27 protein-coding genes and 1 pseudogene are annotated in these 24,356 nt (G+C 39.3%); 25 read left to right on the top strand and 3 right to left on the bottom strand.

What is annotated here, in order from left to right; translation table 11 throughout:
- Positions 1 to 78 precede the first annotated feature (78 nt).
- From DW183_RS11605 to DW183_RS11575, 7 genes are all read left to right on the top strand, one after another.
- Positions 79 to 3,108, top strand: coding sequence for a type I restriction endonuclease subunit R (locus tag DW183_RS11605; protein ID WP_118282331.1), 3,030 nt, complete (start codon positions 79 to 81; stop codon positions 3,106 to 3,108).
- Positions 3,109 to 3,118: 10 nt separating this feature from the next.
- Positions 3,119 to 4,108 carry a restriction endonuclease gene (locus DW183_RS11600; protein ID WP_118282328.1) on the top strand — a complete coding sequence of 330 codons (990 nt, stop codon included), beginning with the start codon at positions 3,119 to 3,121 and terminating at the stop codon, positions 4,106 to 4,108.
- A 199-nt stretch (positions 4,109 to 4,307) separates the two neighbouring features.
- Positions 4,308 to 5,552, top strand: a complete 1,245-nt coding sequence (locus tag DW183_RS11595; protein ID WP_118282326.1) for a helix-turn-helix transcriptional regulator — start codon at positions 4,308 to 4,310, stop codon at positions 5,550 to 5,552.
- 133 nt (positions 5,553 to 5,685) lie between these two features.
- Positions 5,686 to 6,603: a hypothetical protein gene (locus DW183_RS11590; protein ID WP_118282323.1), complete on the top strand. Its 918-nt coding sequence runs from the start codon at positions 5,686 to 5,688 to the stop codon at positions 6,601 to 6,603.
- Positions 6,600 to 6,818, top strand: a complete 219-nt coding sequence (locus tag DW183_RS11585) for a hypothetical protein (protein ID WP_118282321.1) — start codon at positions 6,600 to 6,602, stop codon at positions 6,816 to 6,818. Before DW183_RS11590 ends, DW183_RS11585 begins: the two co-directional genes overlap by 4 nt.
- Before the next feature lie 182 nt (positions 6,819 to 7,000).
- Positions 7,001 to 7,210, top strand: coding sequence for a hypothetical protein (locus DW183_RS11580; protein WP_118282318.1), 210 nt, complete (start codon positions 7,001 to 7,003; stop codon positions 7,208 to 7,210).
- Between the two features lie 321 nt (positions 7,211 to 7,531).
- Positions 7,532 to 8,224: a hypothetical protein gene (locus DW183_RS11575; RefSeq protein ID WP_118282315.1), complete on the top strand. Its 693-nt coding sequence runs from the start codon at positions 7,532 to 7,534 to the stop codon at positions 8,222 to 8,224.
- Positions 8,225 to 8,283: 59 nt separating this feature from the next.
- Here the strand turns inward: DW183_RS11575 and DW183_RS11570 are convergent.
- Positions 8,284 to 9,327: pseudogene (locus tag DW183_RS11570) on the bottom strand (DNA polymerase); the annotation flags it as partial.
- Positions 9,328 to 9,412: 85 nt separating this feature from the next.
- On the opposite strand from DW183_RS11570, the gene DW183_RS11565 reads away from it, so the two are divergent.
- The 17 genes from DW183_RS11565 to DW183_RS11485 all read left to right on the top strand — a co-directional run bounded on the left by DW183_RS11565 (position 9,413) and on the right by DW183_RS11485 (position 21,672).
- Entirely contained in the window at positions 9,413 to 9,913 is a 501-nt protein-coding gene (locus DW183_RS11565; RefSeq protein WP_199649445.1) for a hypothetical protein, read from the top strand.
- Positions 9,910 to 10,326 carry a recombinase family protein gene (locus DW183_RS11560; protein WP_118282310.1) on the top strand — a complete coding sequence of 139 codons (417 nt, stop codon included), beginning with the start codon at positions 9,910 to 9,912 and terminating at the stop codon, positions 10,324 to 10,326. Before DW183_RS11565 ends, DW183_RS11560 begins: the two co-directional genes overlap by 4 nt.
- Complete coding sequence (locus DW183_RS11555; RefSeq protein WP_118282307.1) at positions 10,319 to 11,887, top strand: recombinase family protein; 1,569 nt, start codon at positions 10,319 to 10,321, stop codon at positions 11,885 to 11,887. Before DW183_RS11560 ends, DW183_RS11555 begins: the two co-directional genes overlap by 8 nt.
- Before the next feature lie 131 nt (positions 11,888 to 12,018).
- Complete coding sequence (locus DW183_RS11550; RefSeq protein ID WP_199649456.1) at positions 12,019 to 12,210, top strand: DNA-binding protein; 192 nt, start codon at positions 12,019 to 12,021, stop codon at positions 12,208 to 12,210.
- A 5-nt stretch (positions 12,211 to 12,215) separates the two neighbouring features.
- Positions 12,216 to 12,980: a phospholipase D-like domain-containing protein gene (locus tag DW183_RS12710; protein ID WP_118282345.1), complete on the top strand. Its 765-nt coding sequence runs from the start codon at positions 12,216 to 12,218 to the stop codon at positions 12,978 to 12,980.
- A gap of 38 nt (positions 12,981 to 13,018) precedes the next feature.
- Positions 13,019 to 13,657, top strand: a complete 639-nt coding sequence (locus DW183_RS11540; RefSeq protein ID WP_118282301.1) for a GyrI-like domain-containing protein — start codon at positions 13,019 to 13,021, stop codon at positions 13,655 to 13,657.
- 19 nt (positions 13,658 to 13,676) lie between these two features.
- Positions 13,677 to 14,681, top strand: a complete 1,005-nt coding sequence (locus DW183_RS11535; RefSeq protein WP_118282298.1) for a PDDEXK nuclease domain-containing protein — start codon at positions 13,677 to 13,679, stop codon at positions 14,679 to 14,681.
- A 224-nt stretch (positions 14,682 to 14,905) separates the two neighbouring features.
- A complete protein-coding gene (locus DW183_RS11530; RefSeq protein WP_186854749.1) occupies positions 14,906 to 15,136 on the top strand; it encodes a 23S rRNA methyltransferase in 231 nt (76 codons plus the stop codon).
- 157 nt (positions 15,137 to 15,293) lie between these two features.
- Positions 15,294 to 15,848, top strand: coding sequence for an RNA polymerase sigma factor (locus DW183_RS11525; RefSeq protein WP_243069573.1), 555 nt, complete (start codon positions 15,294 to 15,296; stop codon positions 15,846 to 15,848).
- Positions 15,817 to 16,587, top strand: coding sequence for a hypothetical protein (locus tag DW183_RS11520; RefSeq protein ID WP_118282295.1), 771 nt, complete (start codon positions 15,817 to 15,819; stop codon positions 16,585 to 16,587). Before DW183_RS11525 ends, DW183_RS11520 begins: the two co-directional genes overlap by 32 nt.
- Positions 16,568 to 17,446, top strand: coding sequence for an ABC transporter ATP-binding protein (locus tag DW183_RS11515; RefSeq protein WP_118282292.1), 879 nt, complete (start codon positions 16,568 to 16,570; stop codon positions 17,444 to 17,446). The genes DW183_RS11520 and DW183_RS11515 overlap by 20 nt, the downstream gene beginning before the upstream one ends.
- Positions 17,443 to 18,666, top strand: coding sequence for an ABC transporter permease (locus DW183_RS11510; protein WP_117889485.1), 1,224 nt, complete (start codon positions 17,443 to 17,445; stop codon positions 18,664 to 18,666). The genes DW183_RS11515 and DW183_RS11510 overlap by 4 nt, the downstream gene beginning before the upstream one ends.
- Positions 18,667 to 19,383 carry a M15 family metallopeptidase gene (locus DW183_RS11505; RefSeq protein WP_118282289.1) on the top strand — a complete coding sequence of 239 codons (717 nt, stop codon included), beginning with the start codon at positions 18,667 to 18,669 and terminating at the stop codon, positions 19,381 to 19,383.
- 221 nt (positions 19,384 to 19,604) lie between these two features.
- Positions 19,605 to 19,832: a hypothetical protein gene (locus DW183_RS11500; protein ID WP_118282287.1), complete on the top strand. Its 228-nt coding sequence runs from the start codon at positions 19,605 to 19,607 to the stop codon at positions 19,830 to 19,832.
- Between the two features lie 98 nt (positions 19,833 to 19,930).
- Positions 19,931 to 20,128, top strand: a complete 198-nt coding sequence (locus DW183_RS11495) for a helix-turn-helix domain-containing protein (RefSeq protein WP_118282284.1) — start codon at positions 19,931 to 19,933, stop codon at positions 20,126 to 20,128.
- Positions 20,129 to 20,181: 53 nt separating this feature from the next.
- The gene (locus DW183_RS11490; protein ID WP_118282282.1) at positions 20,182 to 21,129 is read left to right on the top strand and encodes an ORF6N domain-containing protein; all 948 of its coding nucleotides are present in this window, start codon (positions 20,182 to 20,184) and stop codon (positions 21,127 to 21,129) included.
- 138 nt (positions 21,130 to 21,267) lie between these two features.
- A complete protein-coding gene (locus DW183_RS11485; RefSeq protein ID WP_118282279.1) occupies positions 21,268 to 21,672 on the top strand; it encodes an LptM family lipoprotein in 405 nt (134 codons plus the stop codon).
- 143 nt (positions 21,673 to 21,815) lie between these two features.
- Here DW183_RS11485 and DW183_RS11480 read toward each other — a convergent pair whose 3' ends face one another.
- Together DW183_RS11480 and DW183_RS11475 are read right to left on the bottom strand one after the other, a co-directional pair.
- The gene (locus DW183_RS11480; RefSeq protein WP_008392857.1) at positions 21,816 to 23,111 is read right to left on the bottom strand and encodes a tyrosine-type recombinase/integrase; all 1,296 of its coding nucleotides are present in this window, start codon (positions 23,109 to 23,111) and stop codon (positions 21,816 to 21,818) included.
- A 160-nt stretch (positions 23,112 to 23,271) separates the two neighbouring features.
- Positions 23,272 to 23,901: a helix-turn-helix domain-containing protein gene (locus DW183_RS11475; protein WP_117719006.1), complete on the bottom strand. Its 630-nt coding sequence runs from the start codon at positions 23,899 to 23,901 to the stop codon at positions 23,272 to 23,274.
- A 174-nt stretch (positions 23,902 to 24,075) separates the two neighbouring features.
- On the opposite strand from DW183_RS11475, the gene DW183_RS11470 reads away from it, so the two are divergent.
- Complete coding sequence (locus tag DW183_RS11470) at positions 24,076 to 24,306, top strand: helix-turn-helix domain-containing protein (RefSeq protein WP_003505382.1); 231 nt, start codon at positions 24,076 to 24,078, stop codon at positions 24,304 to 24,306.
- The last annotated feature ends 50 nt before the right edge of the window (positions 24,307 to 24,356 follow it).

Below are 24,356 nucleotides of genomic sequence, written 5' to 3'. Positions count from 1 at the left end.
ATGTTGAAAAATTGCTTGTGTCTGCTGAGATAAATTATTGTTTAACATATTATTATTAAAATACATAAGGAGGGCCGTATGTCTATTAATGAAAATACACTAGAACAGGCCATCATAGCTGAACTTCAGGAAAAGGGCTATGCATATTCATATGGTCCTGATATTGAAAGAGACTATCATGACGTAATTATTGAGGAGACGTTTGTTTCTATGATGCAGACGATCAATCCTGGAATTACGGATGTGATTATCAATGAAGCTTATAAGGAAATTCGTAATCTTGGACTGCTTAAGCTTGAAGATTTAAATGAGACATTCCATAAGTACCTTATTGAAGGTGTGGGGATTCCATATCAAAAGAACGGTGAAAACCGAACGTTCACAGTTAAGCTGATCGATTTTGAACATCCTGGAGTTAACGACTTTAGGGTGGTTAATCAGTATACAATTATTGAATATAAAACTAAGCGACCAGACGTAATCGTGTTTATTAATGGCATCCCGATGGTGGTATTCGAGTTAAAGAATACTGCAAAAGATTACACCACAATTGAACAGGCTTACCAGCAGATTCGAAATTACCAGTTGGATATTCCTACTTTATTCCACTATAACGCCTTTAATGTTATTTGTGATGGATTGGATACCCGTATCGGAACTATTACCTCTGACTTTACAAGATATATGGCGTGGAAGTCAGAGAATGGCGAAAAGCCAAATGACAACGGTATAAATTTTTTTACTGTACTTTTGAATGGTGTATTTCCGAAAGAGCACTTGCTGGATATTATTCATAATTTTATTGTATTCCAAAATATCAAGGGCAAGACAGTGAAGATCCTTGCTGGTTATCATCAGTATTTTGCTGTTAAGAAGGCGGTTGAAAGAACAAAGCAAGCGATTCGTGACAAGAGTCGAAAGGTCGGGGTTGTATGGCATACTCAGGGAAGCGGTAAGAGCCTCTCGATGGTTTTCTATACCGGATTGGTTGTTAGCAATCCAGTATTTGAGAATCCAACTATTGTTGTGCTGACTGATAGAAAAGACTTAGACAATCAGTTGTTTGGTACCTTCTGTGCAAGTTCTAAGTTGCTGTTAAGACAGACTCCTGTTCAGGCAGAAAGTCGTAAAGAATTAAAAGAGCTTCTGGATGTTAATGCTGGTGGAATAATTTTTACTACGATTCAAAAATTTGAGGAAAGTAGAGAGGTTATTAACGCCAGATCTAACATTATCTTTATGGCAGATGAAGCACACCGTTCTCAATATGGAATGGAAGGAAAGATAGATCGAGAAACTGGTAAATGGAAGTATGGCATGGCGAAGTATATGCGCGACGCCCTTCCAAATGCTACGTTCATTGGATTTACTGGAACACCGATTGATATGAAGGATAAGTCAACAATCGAGGTATTCGGTAATTATATCGATGTCTATGATATGACACAGGCGGTTGAAGATGGCGCTACCGTACCAATTTACTATGAAAATAGAACTGCTAAGTTGAAGCTGAATGAAGCGATACTGAAGAAAATTGATGAAGAATATGCCGCGTTATCGTCAGATGCCACTGAGATTGAAATTGAAAAATCTAAAACTGACCTCACATCGATAGAGGCGGTTGTTGGCTCGCCGGAACGTTTGGATATGTTGGCAAATGATATTATTGCTCATTACGAGGATCGTCAGTATGTGCTTACAGGCAAGGCAATGATTGTCTGTATGACAAGACGAATTGCCATCAATCTGTATAAAATCATCCTGGAGAAGCGCCCTGATTGGAAAAATAAAGTTAAGGTTGTTCTGACCGCAAGTAATCAAGATCCAGAAGAGTGGCATGACATTATTGGCAATAAAACTTATAGAGACGAGCTGGCTACTGAATTCAAGGACATCACGAGCGAGTTCAAAATTGCAATCGTAGTTGATATGTGGTTGACGGGATTTGATGTTCCTTCGATGGCGACAATGTATATCGATAAACCTATGAAGGGCCATAATCTGATGCAGGCTATAGCCCGCGTTAACCGCGTGTATAAAGATAAAGAAGCAGGTCTCATTGTTGATTACATTGGAATGGCTGCAGATCTTAGAAATGCCCTTAAGCAATACACAAAGCGAGATCAGGATAAGGTTCCGGACCTGGGCGTAGCTTACGACATTGCTATGGCTAAATTAGAAGTTATGCGTGACTTCTTCTATGGTCATGATTATAAAGAATTCTTTGGGGATTCTGATACCGCTCGCCTCAAGGCGATTGCCGATGGAGTGGATTTTGCCCTCGGCTTTGAAGATGAAGAGCAGAAAGAATTTGTAAAAGAAGCGACTGCCCTTAGCCAGGCGGAGACTTTGTGCAGAAGTTTGCTGGATGTCCACACAAAACAGGAGATTGAATATTTTAAATGCGTGAAAGTTGGCGTGTCAAAGATTGGTGGTAATGGAAAGATAACTGCTAATGAAATAAATGCACGAATTACCAAGATGCTTAGTCAGGCGATTGAGCAAGATGGCGTATTTAATATCTTTGCAGAAACAGGAAAGAAGAATCCAGAAATCTCAATTCTCTCTGATGAATATATGGCGAGAGTACGAGCAATGAAGCATAAGAATATTGCTGCTGAATTGCTGCGCGATTTGTTAGAAGATAATATAAAAATCTTTTCCAGAACTGGTGTAGTTAAATCACAACTTTTCTCGGAAAAACTCCAAAATGTGCTGAAGCGGTATAATAATCGTATGATTACAAGCGCAGAGGTAATTGAGGAATTGCTGAATTTGTCTAAAGAAATGACGGACGCTTATTCTGCTGGTGAGGAAAAAGGCCTTACTCCAGAAGAATTGGCTTTCTATGATGCTTTAGTGGCTGATCCAGAAGTTCTAAGAAATATGGAAGATAAAATATTGGTTCAGATGGCGCATGAGCTGACAGAATTGATCCAAAGAAGTAGAACTGTCGATTGGGATAAGAAACAATCAGCAAGGGCGTATATGCGTACACAGGTTAAACATCTGCTTCGTAAGTACAAGTATCCGCCTGAACAGGCCAAGAGCGCAATTGATACTGTTATTAAACAGGCAGAGCTTATGAGTGCAAATATAGAATTGTAGGAGGAAACAAATGTCTGATATGGATAAGAAGATCTGGGGCATTCATACGCTAGACGATTACTTGTTTTTGAAACAAAATGTGATCGCATTAGGCTGGAAAGATATGGGTGACCTCAGCGTTATAGCGGATAATCGTGATGATTTTAAAGCCAAATATGTAGAAGTATATCCAGATGCAAAAAAGGGGTCAATTCCAACGAGCTCTGGAATGTTGTATCGATTTTGTCATGAGGTGCAGATAGGAGATTATATAGTTTATCCATCAAAGGTTGATCGAATGATTAATCTAGGTGAGGTCACCGGTGAATATAAGTATGTCGATTCTCAGGCAGAATATGTACAGCAGAGAGCGGTTAAGTGGATTAAACATTTGCCGCGTACTGAGTTTTCACAGGGAGCGTTATATGAGATTGGTTCTGCAATGTCATTCTTCATGGTGAAGAATTATGCTGATGAATACTTGGCAGCGCTGGACAAGAATTTCAAAAAAGGTAGTTCTGTAAGTGATGAAGACGAAACGGTAGGAGCAACAGCTGAGGCTATCATTGAGAGTACAAAGGATTTTGTACTTATGGAATTAAGTCGTAATTTAAAAGGATATGCGCTAGAAGAGTTTGTTGCTAACTTGCTTCAGGCCATGGGGTATAGAACTACCATTTCTCCTCAAGGTGGAGACAGCGGCATCGATATTACCGCATATAAAGATGAACTCCCGCCTAGAATACTGGTTCAGGTTAAGAGTCAGGATAGCGATATTCAGGAGAAAACTATACAATCACTTAAAGGCGCGATGACAGAAGGTGATTATGGTTTATTTGTGACTCTTTCGAATTATACAAAAAATGGTCAGAAGTATTTAAGGGAGCATCCAATTATAAAAGGGATTAATGGAACGGAATTGGTTGACCTGATTTTGAAGTATTATGAAAAACTTGATGACAAGTACCAGAAGATGATTTCACTAAAAATGGTATACATACCTGTTCCAAAAGAAGATTAGAAATACATGCCAACGACATTTATTGTTCGTTGGCATTTTCTATATGCAAATACGCCTTGTAAATGCATGTTAAACGAATAAAATGGGTTAAACAACAAGATAAAAAGAAAAAAGATATTCAAAATCCGCCCAATACGCCTCATTACAGCCCAATAAATACGTGATAATATAATGCTATAACGATAGAGGAGGCAAAAATATGTTGAATGAAAATCAAATCGAGATAATTGATAAATATGTACCAGAGAAATATTTTGATCGAAATAGGTTGAAGAAATATTTGGAACTCCATGATATGGTTGGCGTTGAGGTGTTTCAGTATGTTGCAATACGTAATGAGAATGGGCTACCGGACAGATTTGAGACCGTCTTGCCTTCTATGTTTGCAAACCCAGATGGTTGGAAGAAGCGTGATGACGATGATGAGGCTTACAGAGAATTTGTGGAATATCAGCCTGAAGATAGAGATACCTTTATAAGAAGGATTCCTTTTAATTTTTATCATAAAAATGATGATCGTAAATATGAAGAAGGAGAAAAAGAGTATACCTTATGGTATGCGTGCGAGATAGAAAATATTTTCTGTGAGCTTGGAAATGAACCGTTTAGTACGCAAAACTATCATAGAAGCACTCCGCTGGGATTGGAAGATGCATATCAAAAGCTCGAATATCTATTCTATGAAAGAGGCTATAGTTTAGAAGACATATTTGGATATTGTGATAAGGTTACGGATGGGAGTTTTGAATCTATTTATGGAGATTGGTTTGATTATATAGACAAATGTCTCCAGCTTGGCTGGGATGATGTCATGCCGGATGCTTTTTACTACAAATATAATCTTGCGAGAGAACTTACTGGTGAGGTACCAATAACATTTTACATTATGGAATATGATCCTGAAGCATGGAAGGAAAGGCGCGAGCAAGTTAAATTCTTTCGGCGTAATGGAAATAAATTGGAGTTCTATGGAAAGTTCCCTTGCGATGACAATGGCGAGCCGGTTCTCCGTTGGATAGGAGTAAATATAGACAATGCTGTATCTGTAGAATGTGTAAGAAAAAGAGGATTGGACTGTTACATGGAAGTAACGCTGGCTCCTAATACAGTTGTTCGAGCTTTAGTGACAGAAAGAGATGAAATTGGAAATGAGCTAGAAGATGTTGATCCGGAATGGGTGCAAATATATGCTGGCCCTCAAATCATGACTTTTAATTATAAATTATTGAAAAAAAGAAGAACGGAACTAGGTTATACACAACAACAAGTGGCTGATGCTGTTGAGGCAAATATCAGAACTTATCAAAAGTGGGAAAATGGAGAAACAAAGCCTGATGGATATTATTTGTTGAGGATTCTGAACTGGCTTGATATTCCGGATGTTAATGACATTATCACGTATGATGAAAATTTGAGAAAACTAAAACCTGCGTTGCAATTGTGATGGTGTTTCAACTCGTTGAAATAAAATTTCAATAAATTGAAATTTTATATTGACATTCATATTGTCTTGGTAGTATTATTATGTTGCAAGATGATGAAATGATATTTCTCGCTAGTGAAACGGAGGCGGTGATATGTATATACAATTTAGAAAACCTCAACAAGAAGAGATAGCTAAGCTAATTAGCGAAGTAAGAGGAACTCGTTCATTGATGAAATTTGCAGATGACATAAAGAGAACATCTCCAAATATTAAGGTCAGTGCATCAACGTTATCTCGTGCATCAAATTGTGGGGATAATCCGGTAAGTATTGAACTGCTGGAGGCCATAGCTGAGGTTTCTCAAAATAAAGAAGAGATTTTCGCAAAATTGCTAGAGGCCAATGGTACACGAAGTCAGGAAGATGATAAGCAACTGACACAGAAGAGCGCAATAGAGCTTAGAAGAGAATATAGAATTCAATTTGAGAACTCGGTCAAGATGCTATTGCAAAATGAAATTGTCGAAAGAGATTATCCGGTGAGAGCTTTAAGTAGCTTCTTTAAGGGAAATAATCTTCACGGCTATATGGCTCAAAATGACAGGGTATTCCCAAGGAATTTTGATTTTGGATTTTCTGTAAGCGGTATGTCTCCATGTAGTACGTGGAAGTTTATGCTTAGTTCGCTGCGTTTACCAGCAGGTTCACAAGCGCCATTGGAAGCACATGTTGGAAACTTTATAAATAGAGCTGCAGGTGTATTTGCAAGTGATGGTTTTGAAAGCGAATTATATGAAAATGAGAAGTACTCATTTGTATTCGTAGATAAAAAGCTTTTCGATGCATTTGTTAAGCGGCTCGAAGATCATAATATATTGGTTAATGGCTTAATGACTATAATACTAGTCGATGTGGATACCAATAGTGTGGTGATCGAAAAGCAAATAAAAAGATATGATGGAGAGGAAGCAACTTCATTTTTCAAACAACCTATTCCTAAGGATACTTCAGATGATTTGCTCACGGATCCATTTGAGATTATTGATGATATTGAGGAGGATAATGAATGACAGAATCGACGGACCCAAACACTAAAGCGCGTATGTATACGCATCATGGAAGAAAGAAAAATCAAGGGAAATGGGCGATGGTTAATAACGTTCCAGCCCTTGCATATACTGAAAATCTGGACGGTAGTGAAACAGTAGTGGGATATACAACTATTACTGAAATCATAGCAATGGCCTATGCAAAGGACTTACCTGTTTACCAAGTGGATTTTTAGATACATGGCGCGTGTCTGTCGAAGGTGTGCAGTCCAGCCGATTAATGAATAATAAGTTTACCTGCTCGTGCAGTTCAAGGGAGTAACAAGCCGGGGTAGATGATTATAGCGATGCTAATAGAGCATCGATCTATAACGCTACCCCGGCTTTATTTTATTTAATAACAAACTAGGAGGTTTTTATGGAAGTAATAAAAGATTGTCAAAGTCATGTAGTGTGCTTTGTAGATGCAAAAACAGGTCTGCTAGAATCGAAGTATAAAAAGCAGATCACCAGAATGGTGATCCCGATCGGAAGTGAAATTACCATCATTCGAGATGAAACACAGACCGTTATAAAAAGAATAAGCGAATCCGCTTTTGAGGTGCTGAGCTCATTAGCGGCAGCATAGAATCCACAGAGCTGCAGGACGGCCAGGATGAAGACCTTTATTTAGAAGGTTTTCCCTGGCCGTCTTTTTGTTTTTAGGTTCTGAGTTGAGGCAACTCTTGGTTGTTTCAACTGAGCATCTAAAGGCTCTCATCAGAAAACTGCATTCAGAGACGTCTGAATGGTCCTACGGGGATCTGGTGGACAAGTAAATAAGGAGTCAGTTTTTAGGACGAGCTGACCACAGAAAACAAGATGGAGGAATTTATCTTGGTGGTCAAATGCGCTCAAAAATGCTCTGCCATGTGGGTTCCTCCACGCAAATCACAGGAGGAAAACCGATATGGTAGAGACAAAATTCGAAAAAGATTACAGTAACAAAAAGCCTTATAACGGGGTAGCATGCATTGAAGGAGAGGTTCTGGTGCCATTCAGAATCAGCGATGAGATTATCAAAAGTCCAGATGTAATCGAGGAAAATCTTGAGACCTGGAAGTACGGCGGCAAGAAAGTGAAGGTTGGATTTTTCCCAATAAAAGAAGAGAACGCAGCAGACTGGATGAAGCTCTTTAACAGGGATGTGAATGATTATTTGGCGCAGTATAGAAAGCAGCCTTGCTACCTTCCAAACGGGAAAGGTGGATATACGCTTTGTGATCGTAAGGACTGCAATGGCTGCAAGTATTACGGCAAATTCGATTCTAAGCTTTTCACATCATTGTATTCTTCGCTAGATCAAATTATGGAAGGACTGGATGGAGAAGAGGACGAGGATGAAGGCGGTATGGATTATACCGGTAACACAGAAGATGCTGATAAGGCAGAGGTACTTGAAACTTTGAATTTTATCCTGGATGAGCTTAGGGTGATGGATGAAAGATATCCGCAGATTTTCTCTATGCACTATGAAGGCTATCAAAAAGGTGAAATCTTAAACAAGGTTGATTTAGGAGTGGCAAAGTCCCAAGGGTATGCCATTATCGACAAGGTCATAAAAACAGTACAGAAGATTTATACGAAAAACTTTCTTGATTAAGAATTGAAATAAGGACGGTGTGTAACCTCAAAGCAGAGGAAACATACCGTCCTTTTCGTTTAGTCTTTTTTATAAAATTCTGTGATATACCCATCAGCGCGAAGTAAGATATCCGGCATCCAGTCCGGTGTTCTTGCCATCTGTTGGCAGAGCACATCAAGAGATACTTTTTCGGAGCATTCGATAATCAGTTCATCGTGGACGTGACCGCAGATGAAGCAGTGCGATAAGGTTTTCATTGCATTCATCAGTAGGTCCCTAGAAATAGCCTGCACTACATTCTCGACAAATTTAGGTCCGTAGCTTTCCAGGCGTTCCCACTTCTTAGTGGCTCCGATACCTTCGTAGGTTACAGATTCACCACCGAATTTATTCTCACCAATACGTGGTTTGACGTAAGCGAGTTTTCTGCCGGATGGAAGAGTAATGAACAAAATACCGCTGCGCCAGGTGAATTTGATACCATGAGAAGCAGTGCTACAATGCATCTTGATTGCATTTTTGATGGCCGTATCGAAGTCCCACCAGAGAGCTACGATATTTGGATTGGACTGCCTCCAGGCGTCTACCAGCGGTTGGAGCTCATCTTCGGTAAGACCCATTTCTAAGGCACCCATTGCCTTCAGTGCGCCGACGCTGCCACCGTAGCCAAGGGCCAGTTCTGCGATCTTTCCTTTTTGACGAAGGTGGCCATTGATACCATGCTTCTCGACCGGAACATGAAACATCTGACTCGCAGACGCGCAGTAAATGTCACCACCATTTTTGAATACCTCTGCACGCCATGATTCTCCGGCCAGGTGAGCAATGACACGAGCTTCGATGGCGCTAAAGTCAGCCACATAGAATTTGTATCCAGGTTTTGCAATGAAGGCAGTACGAATAAGCTGGGAGAGGGTATCCGGGATATCGTCATATAACATAGACAGAGAATCATAATCGCCAATGCGGACAAACTCTCTTGCAGCATCCAGATCATCCATATGGTTTTGAGGGAGGTTCTGTAACTGGATCAAGCGACCAGCCCAACGACCGGTACGATTGGCACCATAGAATTGGAACATTCCTCTGGTGCGGTGATCGGTGCAGGCTGCATTTTGCATTAAGCGAAGGCAGCATTACAAGCCTAGCGGAAATTATGTCGCTTGGACCTGCAACCTTCATCTGGAAAATAAGGATGCCTGTTCCATGCTCTACATTCACGACGAAGCAATAAAGAATGCATTTGTACGCATGATGAGAAAGCTACAGGCAGCAGACACTAAGATGTTAAAGCCTTTTGTGGCGGGTCTGCAGGGGACAAACAATAAAGACCGCCTGCACCAGGTGATGGCTTTGGAAACTGCAATTGAGAAGAATACAGAGCAGCAGGCGGTGCTGGTAAATCTTATGAGCGCTGGATACTTAGAGCCGGAGATTTTCCACATGGAAAAGAATCAGCTACTTATTGAAGCGGATGAACTTTCAAAAGAAAAGGATCGAATTTCCAGAAGCATTAATGGAGATTTGACTCACCTGGAAGAAGCGAAGAAGCTGCTCCGGTTTGCAACTAAGAAAAGCAAAATAGAAAGCTTCGATGATGATACGTTCCTGGAGTACGTGGATACCATCTCGGTGAAGTCTAGAGAAGAGATTGTGTTCAATCTGAAATGCGGATTGCACCTTACAGAAAGACTGGTGGAAGAATGACGCATACACCATACGGATACAAAATTATAAATGCACAGGCAGTTATTGATGAGCCGATTGCAGAGAAGGTAAGACAGCTTTATGCAAAATACCTGGAAAGCGGATCGATGAGGGCAGCAGCTAAGACGGTCGGAATTGAAAAGACCCATTCAGTAATCGGAAGGCTGCTGAGAAACAAGGTTTACCTGAGAACCAATTATTATCCGCAGATTGTGGATGAAGAGATATTTGAAAAGGTGCAGGAGCTTCGGAGCAGCAATGCTAAAAGCCAGAATCGCATAAGAGAATTTGAAGCACCGCCGGAATTGGAACTGAAAGATTACAAGTTGGATAAGGTGGAAGAAAAGTACACCGATCCATACCAACAAGCAGAATATGCCTACAGCATGATTGAGGAGGACAAGCATGAATGAGAATGTCACATTGATACCTGCCAGACGACGTGCAGGGAATCGGATCATAAAAGAAGATAAACCTAAGCTCAGAGTCGCAGCGTACTGCCGAGTCAGTACTGACAGCGATGAGCAGGCAGGAAGCTATGAAACACAGGTGAACCATTACACGGAGTACATTGGCAGGAATAAAGAATGGGAGTTTGCAGGCATTTACACGGACGATGGTATTTCCGGAACCAACACCAAGAAACGTGAAGGCTTCAATGAGATGATTGAGGATTGCATGTCAGGGAAAATCGATATGGTAATCACAAAGTCCATCAGCCGATTTGCGAGGAACACAATTGACTGTCTGAAGTATGTCCGCCAATTGAAGGAAAAGAACATCGCAATCATATTCGAAAAGGAGAACATCAACACGCTGGAAGCCAGCGGAGAATTGCTTCTGACAATCATGGCTTCTCTGGCCCAGCAGGAATCCGCATCGCTTTCGCAGAACGTGAAGCTGGGATTGCAGTTTAGATACCAGGAAGGTAAGGTGCAGATTAATCATGAGCATTTCCTTGGCTACACGAAGGATGAGGATGGAAACCTAATTATTTGTGAAGAAGAAGCAGAGATTGTACGCCGCATCTACAGAGAATACCTGGAAGGAGCAAGCTTCCGGGATATAGCAGAAGGTCTGGAAAGAGACAAAATCAAAACCGGCGGTAAAAGGTACAAATGGCACCTCAGCACCGTTCATGGTATTCTTAGAAATGAAAAGTATATAGGTGATGCGCTTTTACAGAAAACGATCACTACAGACTTTATTGAAAAGGTCAGAATCAAAAATGATGGTACAGTCCCACGGTACTATGTTAAAGGAAGCCAAGAGGCAATAATTAAGAAGGATGTATACACTGCAGTCCAAGAGGAAATGGTAAGGCGAGCAAACCTGACAAGTGGCATTGGAGGAAAAAAGAAAAGAATTTATTCCAGCAAGTATGCACTTTCTAGCATTTGCATCTGCACCAAGTGCGGTGATATTTACCGAAGAATCGCCTGGAACAACCGAGGAAAGAAGTCCACGGTATGGCGTTGCTGTACAAGAGTGGAGCAGGGGCCTAAGGCTTGCGATGCTCCAACGGTAACGGAAGAAGAGTTGCAGCAGGCGACAGTCAAAGCAATCAACCAGCTGGTACATTGTCCGGCATTAACGATACAAATATTAAAGGAAAACATCGAGATTGCTATGGCGGATGATAATTCCGGTGAAATGAAAAAGCTAAATGCCATCATGATTGAGAAACAGAAGAAGCTGGTGAAGCTAGCCCATGCTAAGAAAGATTACAGCCTTCTGGCGGATGAGATTGACATCCTGAGGGATAAAAAGCAGGAACTTCTGGTGAAGAGAGCTGAGACGGAAGGGGTAAAGAAAAAGGTGGCGGAACTGGAGGATTTCCTTCAGGAAGCGCCACAGGAACTTACAGAATACGACGAGCTGATGGTCAGAAAGTACATCGAACAGATAAAAGTGTATGAGGATAAGTTCATAGTTTGTTTCAAGGCAAAGGTGGAGATTGATATTAAACGATAAATTATGGATAGAGATTGGGCAGGACTTCGGTTCTGCCTTTTTTGTTATATCTGCGAATTGATTTTATTCGTAGTTTGGAATATACTATTGTTAGTGAGTGTAACTGTAAAGTTATTTACGGAGAGATTATGATGGAATATTTATCAATAAAGCAAACATCAGAAAAATGGGGTATTACAGTTAGAAGAATACAGGTCCTTTGTACAGAGGGACGTATACCCGGTGCCACAAAGATTGGATCCTACTGGGCTATTCCGGCAGATGCAGAGAAACCGGAAGACCAAAGAATTAAGAGTGGAAAATATATAAAGAAGAATGGGTGATATTAATGGTTAGAGATGCTTTTATTAAGACGATGATAGAAGTATTAAAATATGATAAAAAATATAGATCAATTGAAACAAGAGACCAACTGTTGAGGTTGTTGGGTAGAGCAAGAGTAAATTTTGTTCCGCAATATGAATTTGCAAATCATGGACGTTCCTATCAGCATTGGGAAATTATAGAATTACGAGTTCCAGTTCCTTTGCTAGAAGCCGCAGAAGAAAATGAGAAAATTCTAGAAGAGTTGATAGTGTATGTATATGAGGAATCTGATGATTATGCTTTGCATCATGTTGAAATACGTCCGCAGGTGATTGATACACCAGATGAAGTGACAGAACATGATGTGGTTTTTGATGCAATTCAAGATGAAGTGGTTCAGGGAATTAGAGATGCTAAATTTATAATATGGGCAGCCGTTGCATGGTTTTCCAATGAAGCCATTTATCAAGAGTTATTAGCAAAAAAGAAGCAGGGATTAAATATAAGAATAATAGTCTCCCAAGAAGACTCAAATACAAATATGATTTCAAAGCTGAGAGAGAATAAGTTCGATATTGTAGTTATTCCGAGATGGGGAAGTAGAGGATATAACCGTATGCATGATAAGTTTTGTATCATAGATATGGACTATGTAATGCACGGATCATATAATTGGACCCCAACTGCCAATGATAATGAAGAAACTTTAGCCACTGCACTTGATCATGAACTTGTTGCAAAGTTTGCTAAGGAGTTTATGGAATTATATAATGGAATTTATTTTTAAATACAAACAAAGCATAATTTATATAAGGAGATGATATCATGGCATTTGACTTTAAGAAAGAATTTAAAGAATTTTATATGCCCAAGAACAAACCAGCAATTGTAACTGTTCCAAAGGCTAATTATATTGCAGTGAGAGGCAAAGGAAATCCCAATGAGGAAGGCGGAGCATATCAGCAGGCAATTGGTGTATTATATGCTGTGGCATATACGCTGAAGATGAGTTATAAGACAGACTACAAGATAGAAGGTTTCTTCGAATATGTGGTTCCACCTTTAGATGGATTCTGGTGGCAGGAAAATGTAGAAGGCGTCGATTATAGCAACAAGGATACATTTAATTGGATTTCAGTTATAAGACTACCGGATTTTGTTACTAAGGACGATTTCAATTGGGCTTTAGAAACAGCAACAAAGAAGAAAAAACTCGATTGTTCTTCAGCTGAATTTCTTACTATTGATGAAGGCTTGTGCGTACAGATTATGCATATTGGTCCGTTTGATAATGAGCCAAAATCAGTTGCTATCATGGATGCCTATCTTGCAGAAAACGGATACGAAAATGATTTGTCAGATACAAGATTGCATCATGAGATTTATATGTCTGATGCACGAAAAGTAACGCCGGAAAAATGGAAGACAGTGATTCGCCATCCGATAAGAAAACAGCAAATTTGAAAAGGAAAGGAATGATGGAATGAATGATTTGACATCTTATAATGATCAATTCCAAAAAGTTGTTGATATTATAGAAAATGCGAAAGAACGCGCTTATAGAAAAGTGAATGAAGAGCTTATTCTCATGTATCGTGATGTAGGTGAGTACATCAGTAAAAATTCCGAAAATGCCTCATATGGTGATGCATTTGTACAGAAGTTGGCTGATTTCTTTGCTGAAAATTATCCCGATTTGAAGGGATTTAACCGCCGTGGTCTGTATAGAATGAAGCAGTTCTATGAACTTTATAAGGACAATGAGAAAGTGTCAACGCTGTTGACACAATTGAGTTGGTCGAATCATTTGAAGATAATGTCTTCCTGTAAATCTATGGAAGAACGCATTTTCTATATGAATATGTGTATCCGTGAGAAATATAGTGCAAGAGAATTAGCTCGCCAAGTTGACAGCGGATATTATGAAAGATATATGCTGTCTAAGAAGCCTGCTCCACCTGCAATAGAGGATGCAAGGAAGCAAACAAATAATGTATTCTTAGATAATTATGTTTTGGATTTTTTGGATTTGCCAGAGACAGTGTCTGAACATGATCTTCAGAAATCAATCATTAGAAATCTCAAAGATTTTATCTTGGAAATCGGGAAAGATTTTACCTTTATAGGCGAAGAGTATCGAGTCCAAGTAGGTAATCACGATTACTATATTGATTTGCTTTTTTATCACAGAGGATTGTCATGTCTGGTAGCATTTGAACTGAAAATTGGAGAATTTAAGCCAGAGTATGTAGGTAAAATTAATCTTTACCTTGAAGCTCTCGACAGGGAAGTGAAAAAACAGAATGAAAATCCGAGTGTTGGAGTTATCTTGTGTGCAAGTAAAGATGATGAGGTTGTCGAATTTGCTCTGAGCAGAAGTCTTTCACCGACGATGGTATCAGAATATAATCTGAAACTGATTGATAAGGCTTTGCTGCAGAAAAAACTGAAGGAATATATAGAATTGGCTGATACAAAATTGGAATAACTTCCAATTTTGTGAGAGAACTGCGATTGGGACATTAGTAAAAGTGGGTTCACCTTTTAACGATTATAACGTTAAATAGTTTATGGATATGTTTCCGTAAACAACCGGCTTGATATGACGTACTTCCTGTCGTGTCGAGCCATGTGGAGACGGTTGTCTTGCTTTCCAAGGGTATAATCGACTCTTAGAAAGTAAAGGTTGAAATGTCTCTCGCAGATATGGATATGTCCAGATTTAAGAAGGGAGCCACATACGAAGCGATTAAGGACTATGTGAAGGAACAGACCGGATACAAGGTATCAAGTCTGTATATTGCGCAGGTAAAGGCAAAGCATGGACTTGATATGAGGGAGAATTTCAATCTTCCGAAGAGTGAAGATGCTAGGCAGCCAAAGTGCCCGGCTGAGAAGGAGAAGGCAATTGAGGATGCTTTGAGACATTTTCAGATGATATAGGAGTACAAATGCTATTGATAGGACATCAACCATAGAGGGTTGGTGTCTTTTTTTGAGAAATCTAAACCATAGACTATCTTTTTTGTGTAGTCAGTTGTTATACATATTAGAATGGAATAAACGTTTATACATTACTGAAATGGGAAAGGAGGGCAACTTGAATGATTTTCTTTTAATCCTACAAATGAAACAGGGAAACGAAAAGGCTTTTGATAAATTTGTACGGAAATATTATGCAGAAATTCTATCCTATTGCAGATATCATTGTTTGGATCAGGCAGAAGCAGAAGATCTCACACAGGAAACCTTCCTTCGATTTATGGAAAATATTGCATCTTATCAGCATATTGGGAAAGCAAAGAATTATCTGTATGTGATAGCAGGTAATTTATGTAAGAACTACGCAAAGAAATGGAAGGCAGAGAGTGTAGAGCAGGAAATATTGGAAAGAGAGCTGGTTTCGGATGGCGGTATTCATAGGAAAGAAAAACGAATGGATGTGGAACAGGCACTTGGCAGGTTAGCCCCAGAGTTAAGAGAAGTGATACTGTTAATTTATTTTGGAGACTGTAAGCTAAAAGAGGTAGCTGATATCTTACAAATTGGCTTGCCGCTGGTTAAGTACCGACATAAAAGGGCAAAAGAAGAATTAAAAAAACTTTTGGGAGAGGAGGACTCTGATGAATTTGGAAAAGATGATACAAAACTATAAAACGGAAACAAAAGTTATTCCAAGAGAAGAAAAGATTCTGGAAACGATTCAAAAATCGAAGGAAGTTATGATGGAAGTTCAGTCTGAACATACGATGAGCTATGGAGAGTTTTTATTTTCTCAATTTCGGCTGATTCGAAAGAGATGGTGGATGTTGCAGGCAGCATTACTGATAGTGACATTTTTTCTCATGAATTATCTGGATGATAGCGAATATTTGATGAGAACACTGGGAACTTCCTCTGTCCTTTTTATCGTTATGATCATTCCGGAATTTTGGAGAAACAAAGAAAGTGATTCCTTACAGATTGAGGCAGCGTGCCTATATTCCCTCAGACAGATCTATTCCGCACGAGTATTTTTGATAGGAGTGGCGGATGTATTTATGATAACGCTATTTATGTTCGTTTGCTGTGTGGGTATGAGAATGCAGTTTATGGATATTTTGGTGCAGTTTTTGTTCCCAATGGTCGTTGCTGCTGGAATCTGCTTTGCCATGTTAAACAGTAGCGCTTTGAATGAGGCAGCATCCATGTTCGGTTGCTTTTTGTGGAGTGTGATCTGGTGGATGGTTACAATGAATGATTTTATTTATGCTAAGATTACATTTCCTGTATGGAGTATCTTATTTGGATTAGCAAGCTGTTTCCTGATTGGTGCTGTGTATAAGGCAATACATGACTGCAACCGCTTATGTTCGACGATGGAGGGAAATCTATATGAAATTACAAATGGTTAATGTTACAAGAAAGTTTGGGGACTTTCGGGCAGTAGAGAACTTAAACCTGACGATAGAGAATGGAGTATATGGACTTTTAGGTGTGAATGGTGCAGGCAAGACAACGCTTATGCGAATGATCTGTACCCTTTTGCCACCGACAAGCGGACAGATTCTGTGCGATGGAAAGGATATTTTCAAAATGGATGGAGAATATCGAAATTTGCTTGGATACTTACCTCAGGAGTTCGGATTCTATCCGGATTTCACAGTAAAAGACTATTTACTGTATATTGCCAGCTTAAAGGGTATTCGACCTATGGTTGCTGGTAAACGGGTAAAGGACTTGCTTGCACAGGTTGGACTTACAAAGTCAGCAAATAAGAAGATGAAGAAGCTGTCCGGTGGAATGAAACGTAGAGCAGGAATTGCACAGGCAATGCTAAACAATCCCAAAATTCTTATTTTGGATGAGCCTACGGCTGGACTTGATCCGACGGAAAGGGTGCGTTTTAGAAACCTGATTAGTGAACTCTCAGAGGATCGGATTGTTATTTTATCGACGCATATTGTTTCAGATGTAGAGTATATTGCCAATGAAATCTGGCTGATGAAGGATGGACAAATCATGCAGCAGGGAAACCTTGATCAGACACTTGCTTCTATGCAGGAAAAGGTATATGCGTGTGAAGTATCACAGGCAGATGCAACGAAGATGATGAAAAAATTTAAGGTGTCTAATATGAAATCGGAAAGGGGAATGGTGGAATTGCGTATTATTGCCGGTGAGCCACCGATTGCTGGAGCATCTGTGGTGGAGCCGACATTGGAGGATGTGTTCTTATATTATTTCGGTGAAAAGGGTGGTGAGATGGAATGATTAGATATGAGATTAAGAAAATCTTTTCTAAGAGCCTCAGTAAAGTATCATTGGTCGTGTTGTTATTTTCACTTTTGATATCCTGCTATTTCGCAATCACGAATGTCAGTTTTTTGGATGAGCAGGGCAAATCTCATACAGGAATCGCAGCAGCAAAGAGTCTGCGGGAAGAAAAGCAGAAGTGGAAAGGTGTTTTAGATGAAGCAGCATTACAAGCGGTCCTGGATGAATATAAAAAGATTAGTGAAGAATATCCCATTCGCCCTGGAGATGATTCTGCTAACTTATTGCATGATTCCAAGGTACAAGGGTTTTCAGAAATCAAGGACATGATCAATATGGGATTTTGCGAATTTAGAGACTTTAATTATTATCGTATTGATTCCTTATCGAAAGAAGAAGTGGGACAGATCTATGAGAACCGTGGAAAGAGTTTGGAAAAATGGTTGAACTCCGAAGATGCTGATGGTTTATTCGATGAAAACGAGAAAGCATTTTTGATAGAGCAGTACCGTGAGATGAAAGCACCTTTATACTATGAGGACTACGATGGCTGGAAATCAGCACTGAGTTACGCTCAGACGATTATTATGCTCATTATGCTTGTGTCAGCATTCTTGGTGTCAGGTATCTTTTCCAATGAATTTAGTTGGAAATCAGATTCCATATTTTTCTCAACAAAATACGGAAGGGATAGGGGAACGAGAGCAAAGATCATGGCAGGATTTATCGTGGTATCAGTTATTTACTTTATTGTAATATCGCTGTATTCACTTGTGGTATTGGGATGTCTTGGATCGCAAGGTGGAAATGTCATGATACAGACAGGCTTCTGGCATTGGAAATCTTTTTACAATATCACCTATATGCAGTTGTATTTGCTCACGGTAGTTGCCGGATATATTGGAACCGTATTTTGCCTGTTTCTGTCTATGCTTGTGTCAGCAAAGACGCATACAGCAGTTGTTGCGGTTACAATACCTTTTGCAATCCTGTTTTTACCACTGTTTGTATCAAATTTCGATTTCTTATCGGGAATATTGGGTGTGTTCCCAGACCGCTTGCTACAGATCAATGAGATTATCAATACATTTGATTTATATCATATTGGCGGTAAGATTGTCGGCTCGATACCAATCATGCTGGTCATTTATCCAATCCTAAGTATTTTGATGGTTCCGCTTATGTATCATGTCTATCATAAAACGGAGATTAAGTAGATGAAAAGGAAAAAGAGCTTTCTGAAAAAGATAACTCTGTTGTTCGTTCTTTTCTTTCTTATTCATGTAGGACATACATTTGTAACCAATGATGCGGTTGGGCTACCGGAAAAGTTACAAGGTTTTGGGACTATAAAACAGGAAGAACATCCCATTGCAAGTGATAAGTATGGATGGGAATTGGTGTTGGTAAATCGGGATAATTATATTCCAGATGATTATGAAATGGATCTCATGGAATTGAGTAATGGTCAGAAAATAGATTCAAGAATCTATCCATACTTGCAGGAAATGTTTGATGATGCGAGAAATGCAGGTGTATATCCGTTTGTTAGAGATGGTTACAGAACAGCAGAGGAGCAGCAACAGATTTTAGATGACAAGATAGCCTCATATCGAAGTGAAGGTTATACAAAACACATGGCAGAGGAAACAGCAATGGAATGGGTAGCATTACCGGGGACAAGCGAGCATCAGCTTGGACTTGCGGTAGATATCAATGCAGATACTTCTAAATGTTCTCGTGATGATGTTTATAACTGGTTACTGGAGAATTCATACAAATACGGATTTATTCAAAGATATCCGTCCGGAAAGACAAGCATTACAGGAGTTGCTAATGAACCGTGGCATTATCGCTATGTGGGAAAAGAAGCAGCAGAGGAGATTCATCAGAGTGGATTGTGCTTGGAAGAATATGTGGAAAATCTTAAATAGAATAAAAAATTTTAAATATTCTATTGACTCCTACGTTGCGTAATAGTTTAAAGTAAGGTTATAATAATATCTAATCCTATCTAGAGAGCAGGAAGTATTCCTGCGTTGATGGGATAGGATAAGATCGAAAAGTAGTAATCATTTATAGTAATTTTATGAGTGGCTTGTTTTAGGAATTTCCTAAGGACAGGCTTTTTTATTTGGAAAACAGGAGGATTTTGATGACAAGATATTTTGAAGATGATAAAGACAATGTTGCTTTTGAAAGATGCATCGATGTAATGAGCAGGATGTTAATGAAATATGGTCCGCAGATTTTGCAGAAGCATAGGGAACAGATGGCAAGCGCTATAAGTTATGAACCATTCTGCAAAAACACAAATGGACGATTAATATACTATTTTAGATTGAGTACAGGTATGGATATAGGAGCAGTTAAAGTGGCGTAAAACAGAATATATGCATTGCATATATTCTGAGATGCTGATATATTATAAGTGAAGGTATACGATTAAAGAAGTTATGAGATATATTTGGAGGTACCAAGATGGATTGTGCAGATAAAATTAAAGAAATAAGAAAAATGTCGGGTATGAATCGCAGAGATTTTTGCGATACATATCAAATCCCATATCAGACGGTTACTGATTGGGAACTAGGTCATAGAAATGCACCAGAGTATGTGGTTCGGATGCTGGAGTATTATGTAAGAATGCACGAGATTATGAAGAAGGACGAAAAGTAGACTTGAGGTCGAAAATTGCGACATCAAATATATTGTAAGGATGAGGATGCACAATGGAAGAAAAAGTGGAATTAGTTATAGCTGATGATATTAAGATTCAGAATCTGATATATAACGTTCGCGGGAAACAGGTGATGCTGGATAGTGACTTGGCTATGTTGTATCAAGTTGAAACAAAACGTTTGAATGAGGCTGTGAAAAGAAATATATTAAGATTTCCAGAAAGTTTTAGATTTCAATTGACAAATGAGGAGTTTGAATTTTTGAGGTCGCAATTTGCGACCTCAAAGCCAGATGAAATGATAGAAGAACGTGGCGGCAGAAGATATATGCCATATGTATTTACTGAACAAGGTATTGCGATGCTTTCTGCGGTTCTAAGAAGTGAAATTGCCATCAAAGTTAGTATCAGAATAATGGAAACATATGTTGAAATGAGAAAATATCTTGCAAATAATTCTCTGCTGATTGACAAGGTAAATCATTTAGAAGCAAGACAAATAGAGTCAGATTTGCAGAGACAAGCATTCGAGCAAAGAACGGATGAACGATTTGAGCAGGTATTTGCCTATATAGCAGACCATGAGGAATCAAATCAAAAAGTATTTTATGATGGACAGATATTTGATGCATTTAATTTATTGACAGAGCTTATAGCAAGGGCAGAACAAAGTATTATCTTGATTGATGGCTACATAGATGTTGTGACATTAAATATCCTGGCAAAGAAAAAAGATCAGGTATCTGTTCTGGCCTATACATATCCGAATGCAAGGATTACGAATCAGGATATCACAAATTTTAATGCACAATATCCAACATTGGAAGTGAAAAGAAGTACGGCATTTCATGATAGATTCCTAATTCTGGATGAGAAGGAAGGATATCATATCGGGGCTTCGATAAAGGATGCAGGGAAGAAGTGTTTTGCAATCAATCGAATAGAAGACATTGGTGTGATAAGGGATGTAATTCAAAGAGCAGAACTGACGGAACAATAGGAGCATGTTTAAACAGGGCGAATTCGGTATGTTTAAACTTGACGTCACAAAATGTGACATCAAATAAAGTTGAATTATAACTTGAGGTTCCAAAATGGAATCTTAAGTTAGGAAAGTCGAAATTTAAGGAGGTCTTGTATGAAGAAAATCGTATGTACAATGCTATGTATTATGCTTTTATTTGGTTTGAGTGCTTGTGGTGGAGATGTCAGTGAAGTAAAAACTCATAATGTTGAATCAGAGAGCTATTCAGAAGAGGATATTAAAGCCGCTATTGACACAATAAAAAAGGAGTTTAAGAGTGACTGGAAAGGATGCACTCTCACAGAAATTTACTATGCCGGAGATGACTGCACGAAAGATCATAAAGATTGGGCAGACAGAAACAATGCAGATGAAGTCATTGTTTTATTATCTTCATTCGATGTTGATTCATCTGGTGGAAACGGATCTTTGAATCCAAATAGTACATACAGTGATTGGAAGTGGATTTTAGTTAGAACAGATGGCGGAAAGTGGCAGCATGTTGACCATGGATATTAAGTCAAATTCAAGTTTGCCGAAATATCTGGCTAACTTTCCCTATTTTACAGGCTCTCCAGCCCATTCATTAGTGAAATGATATGTATTTTCCCTTATTTTTGCCCTTATGAGATAATTGTAAGGAAAATAAGGGAAAGTTTTATTTAGTCATTGCCTGCCACTTTATCAAGTAACCTTGCAGATTCCCGCTTGGCTTTTCTTGTAGAGTGTGCATAGACATTCATGGTGGTACTGACATCTGAGTGCCCTAACAGTTCCTGCACATCCTTTGGTGCTGCTCCATTTGCCAGAAGGTTGCTTGTGTAGGTGTGTCGCAGCTGGTGAAAATGAAATCCTTCAAATCCATCCAGTTTCTGAGCAATCTTCCTGCAAACAATTCCTAACGTGCTTGGCAGTTCCAGACTTCCATCCGGTCTTAAGCAGACAAAGGATATTTCCTTATAATCCTCTGGAACATTCTCTGTTCCGTCCAGATGATAGAACTCATAGTAAACTCTGTTTTTGTCTTTTACTTCTCTGTAGTAGTTTTTGTGGTAAAGTTCTCCGTACTGCATTCGGTTTTTAAGCTGTTCCTTTCGGGCATTGCGAAGAATCTCTGCCAGCGTATCTCCAAAATCAACAATCCTTACCTTTTTTCGTTTGGTTGGTCCGATGATATTCTTGTGCCTTGAACCATCATATCGGATACTGCGTCTGATTGTAAGGCACTGTTCTTCAAGATTTACATCCTGCCATGCCAGACCACAGGCTTCACCGATACGAAGTCCTGCATAATAAGCTATCTGGATTGGAAGTATTGCCGGTGGATTGTAATCCTGTAGAAATTCAATCAGTCTTTCATAATCCTCTCGTGGAATTGGCTGTATATCGCCATCCATGTCATCATCAGAAAACAGGTCAACCTCATCCGTCTGGTATTTCAGCTTAATATACTGCATCGGATTGAAAGTGATATATTGCTTTGGTGATACTGCAAATCGGAATGACTGCTGTAATACTGCCGAGAAAGAACGAATGTAATCTTTGCTATAACCTTTTCTTTCTGAACCATCTGGATAAGTGCCACCAAAGGAAAGCAGATCGAAGAAGGCTTGTAAATGCTCAGATGTTACATTTTTCAACTTTCTCTCTGAAATTGGATGCTTCTTGATGTTGGTAATAGCACCGAGGTAATTCTGGACTGTCCCATTACTGAGAGTACCGGTCTTTAATTCTTCCTCTGCCCATATATCAAGTAATTCTCCAACTGTAATATTTTCCGACTTTGCAATGAATTTCTTGCTTTCGTAATCGTCCATTGCCTGACGGAGCAGTTTTTCCGTTTCACTTTTGCTTTCTGTTCCAGCGTATTCTTTCTGAACCAGATTTCCGCTTGCATCTTCTACATAGAAGCGGTAGTACCATTTCTTTCCTTTTTTTCTTACAGATCCTTTTGCCATAATCGTGTGTCTCCTTTCGATATCAGACAATCGGAACTGATGAAATGCTTCTTGCGTGTAGGCATCTTATGGACAAGTCCATAAGCCAATTCGCCGCTCGTCAAATCTGTAAACAGCCTGACTCGCTCGTGCTCATTGTATCATAACTCCGGTTGTCGTTCTATACCGAATCGGAATCCTCATACGAAACTTCTGATAAAAGATTTTCAAGCCTTTGTTCTGCCATTTCCGGTTTCTTGGAATAGAGCCTTACAATATCTGCCATGTCATTAAAGGCATTAACAGTATGGGTGATCTCCCGGAGAAACATAATCTCGTTATATTCATCATTCGATTCAAACCCCATTACCTTTGCAATATCCGATTCATTCGTGCTGCCCTTGTAATTCTTGCAGGCAAACTGGAATGATTCCAGAAACAGGTTATATTGCTTTAACATTAACAGCAGTAAATCTTTTGAAAAAGCATCTTCCTTTTTATTAAGGTCGAGAGGTAACTGTTTGAGAATATCGCCCATTGCATCACGAATCTGTAATTCTTTCTTATCCGTAATATCGGTTTCGTATTCATCGGTTTCACCTCTGAGCCATTCAATAGATACATGAAGTGCTTCCGAAAGACCTTCCAGCACCATCTTTTTGGTATTGTCAATCGAACCATTCTCATAACGCAGGATTGTGGAAGCGGTAACTCCCATCTTCTCTGCAACATAAGGCTGTGTCAGATTTAATTCCAGACGACGCTGTTTTGCCCTGCTGCCTATCAGCTTGCGTAGTTCTTTATCTTTCATGCTGATTGCCTCCTTTTTCGGTATGTATGAATTATAGCATGTACCTTACATAATTGCAATATGCAATTTAATGATTATTTTTAAAATTTCATAACGCTTGACAACGCAATATAAAACCGCTATACTAACAGCACAACAAAAATTGCATAATGCAATTTAACGGGAGGTGACAAGATGACGGAAAGAAAGATTGCATTATCCATCGAGGAAGCAGCCGACTATACAGGAATTGGCAGAAACACTTTGAGAAAGCTGGTTGAATGGAAGAAGCTTCCGGTATTAAAAGTCGGAAGAAAAGTCCTTATTAAAACTGACATTCTGGAAAAGTTCATGGAAGCCAACGAGGGGCGAGATCTGAGGGATAAAGGAAATGTAAAAGCTGTCACAAGAAATGTGGCAACTTAAAAAGGCGGCTTCCTACGAAACCGCCAAAGGTTCTATCAGACCGAAGCCAT

The sequence above is a fragment of the Roseburia sp. AM16-25 genome (assembly GCF_003473825.1).
Classification (GTDB): domain Bacteria; phylum Bacillota; class Clostridia; order Lachnospirales; family Lachnospiraceae; genus Pararoseburia; species Pararoseburia lenta.
The sequence above is the reverse complement of the archived record's forward strand: the minus strand, read 5'-3'. Positions and strand labels throughout refer to the sequence as shown.

What these genes read in the sequence shown, in the direction of transcription:
- DW183_RS11500 (WP_118282287.1), top strand. Translation starts at nt 19,605, where the DNA reads ATGACAAGATATTTTGAAGATGATAAAGACAATGTTGCTTTTGAAAGA.
- DW183_RS11515 (WP_118282292.1), top strand. Translation starts at nt 16,568, where the DNA reads ATGAAATTACAAATGGTTAATGTTACAAGAAAGTTTGGGGACTTTCGG.
- DW183_RS11490 (WP_118282282.1), top strand. Translation starts at nt 20,182, where the DNA reads ATGGAAGAAAAAGTGGAATTAGTTATAGCTGATGATATTAAGATTCAG.
- DW183_RS11590 (WP_118282323.1), top strand. Translation starts at nt 5,686, where the DNA reads ATGTATATACAATTTAGAAAACCTCAACAAGAAGAGATAGCTAAGCTA.
- DW183_RS11560 (WP_118282310.1), top strand. Translation starts at nt 9,910, where the DNA reads ATGACGCATACACCATACGGATACAAAATTATAAATGCACAGGCAGTT.
- DW183_RS11535 (WP_118282298.1), top strand. Translation starts at nt 13,677, where the DNA reads ATGAATGATTTGACATCTTATAATGATCAATTCCAAAAAGTTGTTGAT.
- DW183_RS11530 (WP_186854749.1), top strand. Translation starts at nt 14,906, where the DNA reads ATGTCCAGATTTAAGAAGGGAGCCACATACGAAGCGATTAAGGACTAT.
- DW183_RS11585 (WP_118282321.1), top strand. Translation starts at nt 6,600, where the DNA reads ATGACAGAATCGACGGACCCAAACACTAAAGCGCGTATGTATACGCAT.
- DW183_RS11540 (WP_118282301.1), top strand. Translation starts at nt 13,019, where the DNA reads ATGGCATTTGACTTTAAGAAAGAATTTAAAGAATTTTATATGCCCAAG.
- DW183_RS11470 (WP_003505382.1), top strand. Translation starts at nt 24,076, where the DNA reads ATGACGGAAAGAAAGATTGCATTATCCATCGAGGAAGCAGCCGACTAT.
- DW183_RS11595 (WP_118282326.1), top strand. Translation starts at nt 4,308, where the DNA reads ATGTTGAATGAAAATCAAATCGAGATAATTGATAAATATGTACCAGAG.
- DW183_RS11505 (WP_118282289.1), top strand. Translation starts at nt 18,667, where the DNA reads ATGAAAAGGAAAAAGAGCTTTCTGAAAAAGATAACTCTGTTGTTCGTT.
- DW183_RS11475 (WP_117719006.1), bottom strand. Translation starts at nt 23,901, where the DNA reads ATGAAAGATAAAGAACTACGCAAGCTGATAGGCAGCAGGGCAAAACAG.
- DW183_RS11580 (WP_118282318.1), top strand. Translation starts at nt 7,001, where the DNA reads ATGGAAGTAATAAAAGATTGTCAAAGTCATGTAGTGTGCTTTGTAGAT.
- DW183_RS11600 (WP_118282328.1), top strand. Translation starts at nt 3,119, where the DNA reads ATGTCTGATATGGATAAGAAGATCTGGGGCATTCATACGCTAGACGAT.
- DW183_RS11520 (WP_118282295.1), top strand. Translation starts at nt 15,817, where the DNA reads ATGAATTTGGAAAAGATGATACAAAACTATAAAACGGAAACAAAAGTT.
- DW183_RS11575 (WP_118282315.1), top strand. Translation starts at nt 7,532, where the DNA reads ATGGTAGAGACAAAATTCGAAAAAGATTACAGTAACAAAAAGCCTTAT.
- DW183_RS11550 (WP_199649456.1), top strand. Translation starts at nt 12,019, where the DNA reads ATGGAATATTTATCAATAAAGCAAACATCAGAAAAATGGGGTATTACA.
- DW183_RS11605 (WP_118282331.1), top strand. Translation starts at nt 79, where the DNA reads ATGTCTATTAATGAAAATACACTAGAACAGGCCATCATAGCTGAACTT.
- DW183_RS11510 (WP_117889485.1), top strand. Translation starts at nt 17,443, where the DNA reads ATGATTAGATATGAGATTAAGAAAATCTTTTCTAAGAGCCTCAGTAAA.
- DW183_RS11480 (WP_008392857.1), bottom strand. Translation starts at nt 23,111, where the DNA reads ATGGCAAAAGGATCTGTAAGAAAAAAAGGAAAGAAATGGTACTACCGC.
- DW183_RS12710 (WP_118282345.1), top strand. Translation starts at nt 12,216, where the DNA reads ATGGTTAGAGATGCTTTTATTAAGACGATGATAGAAGTATTAAAATAT.
- DW183_RS11565 (WP_199649445.1), top strand. Translation starts at nt 9,413, where the DNA reads ATGCTCTACATTCACGACGAAGCAATAAAGAATGCATTTGTACGCATG.
- DW183_RS11555 (WP_118282307.1), top strand. Translation starts at nt 10,319, where the DNA reads ATGAATGAGAATGTCACATTGATACCTGCCAGACGACGTGCAGGGAAT.
- DW183_RS11495 (WP_118282284.1), top strand. Translation starts at nt 19,931, where the DNA reads ATGGATTGTGCAGATAAAATTAAAGAAATAAGAAAAATGTCGGGTATG.
- DW183_RS11485 (WP_118282279.1), top strand. Translation starts at nt 21,268, where the DNA reads ATGAAGAAAATCGTATGTACAATGCTATGTATTATGCTTTTATTTGGT.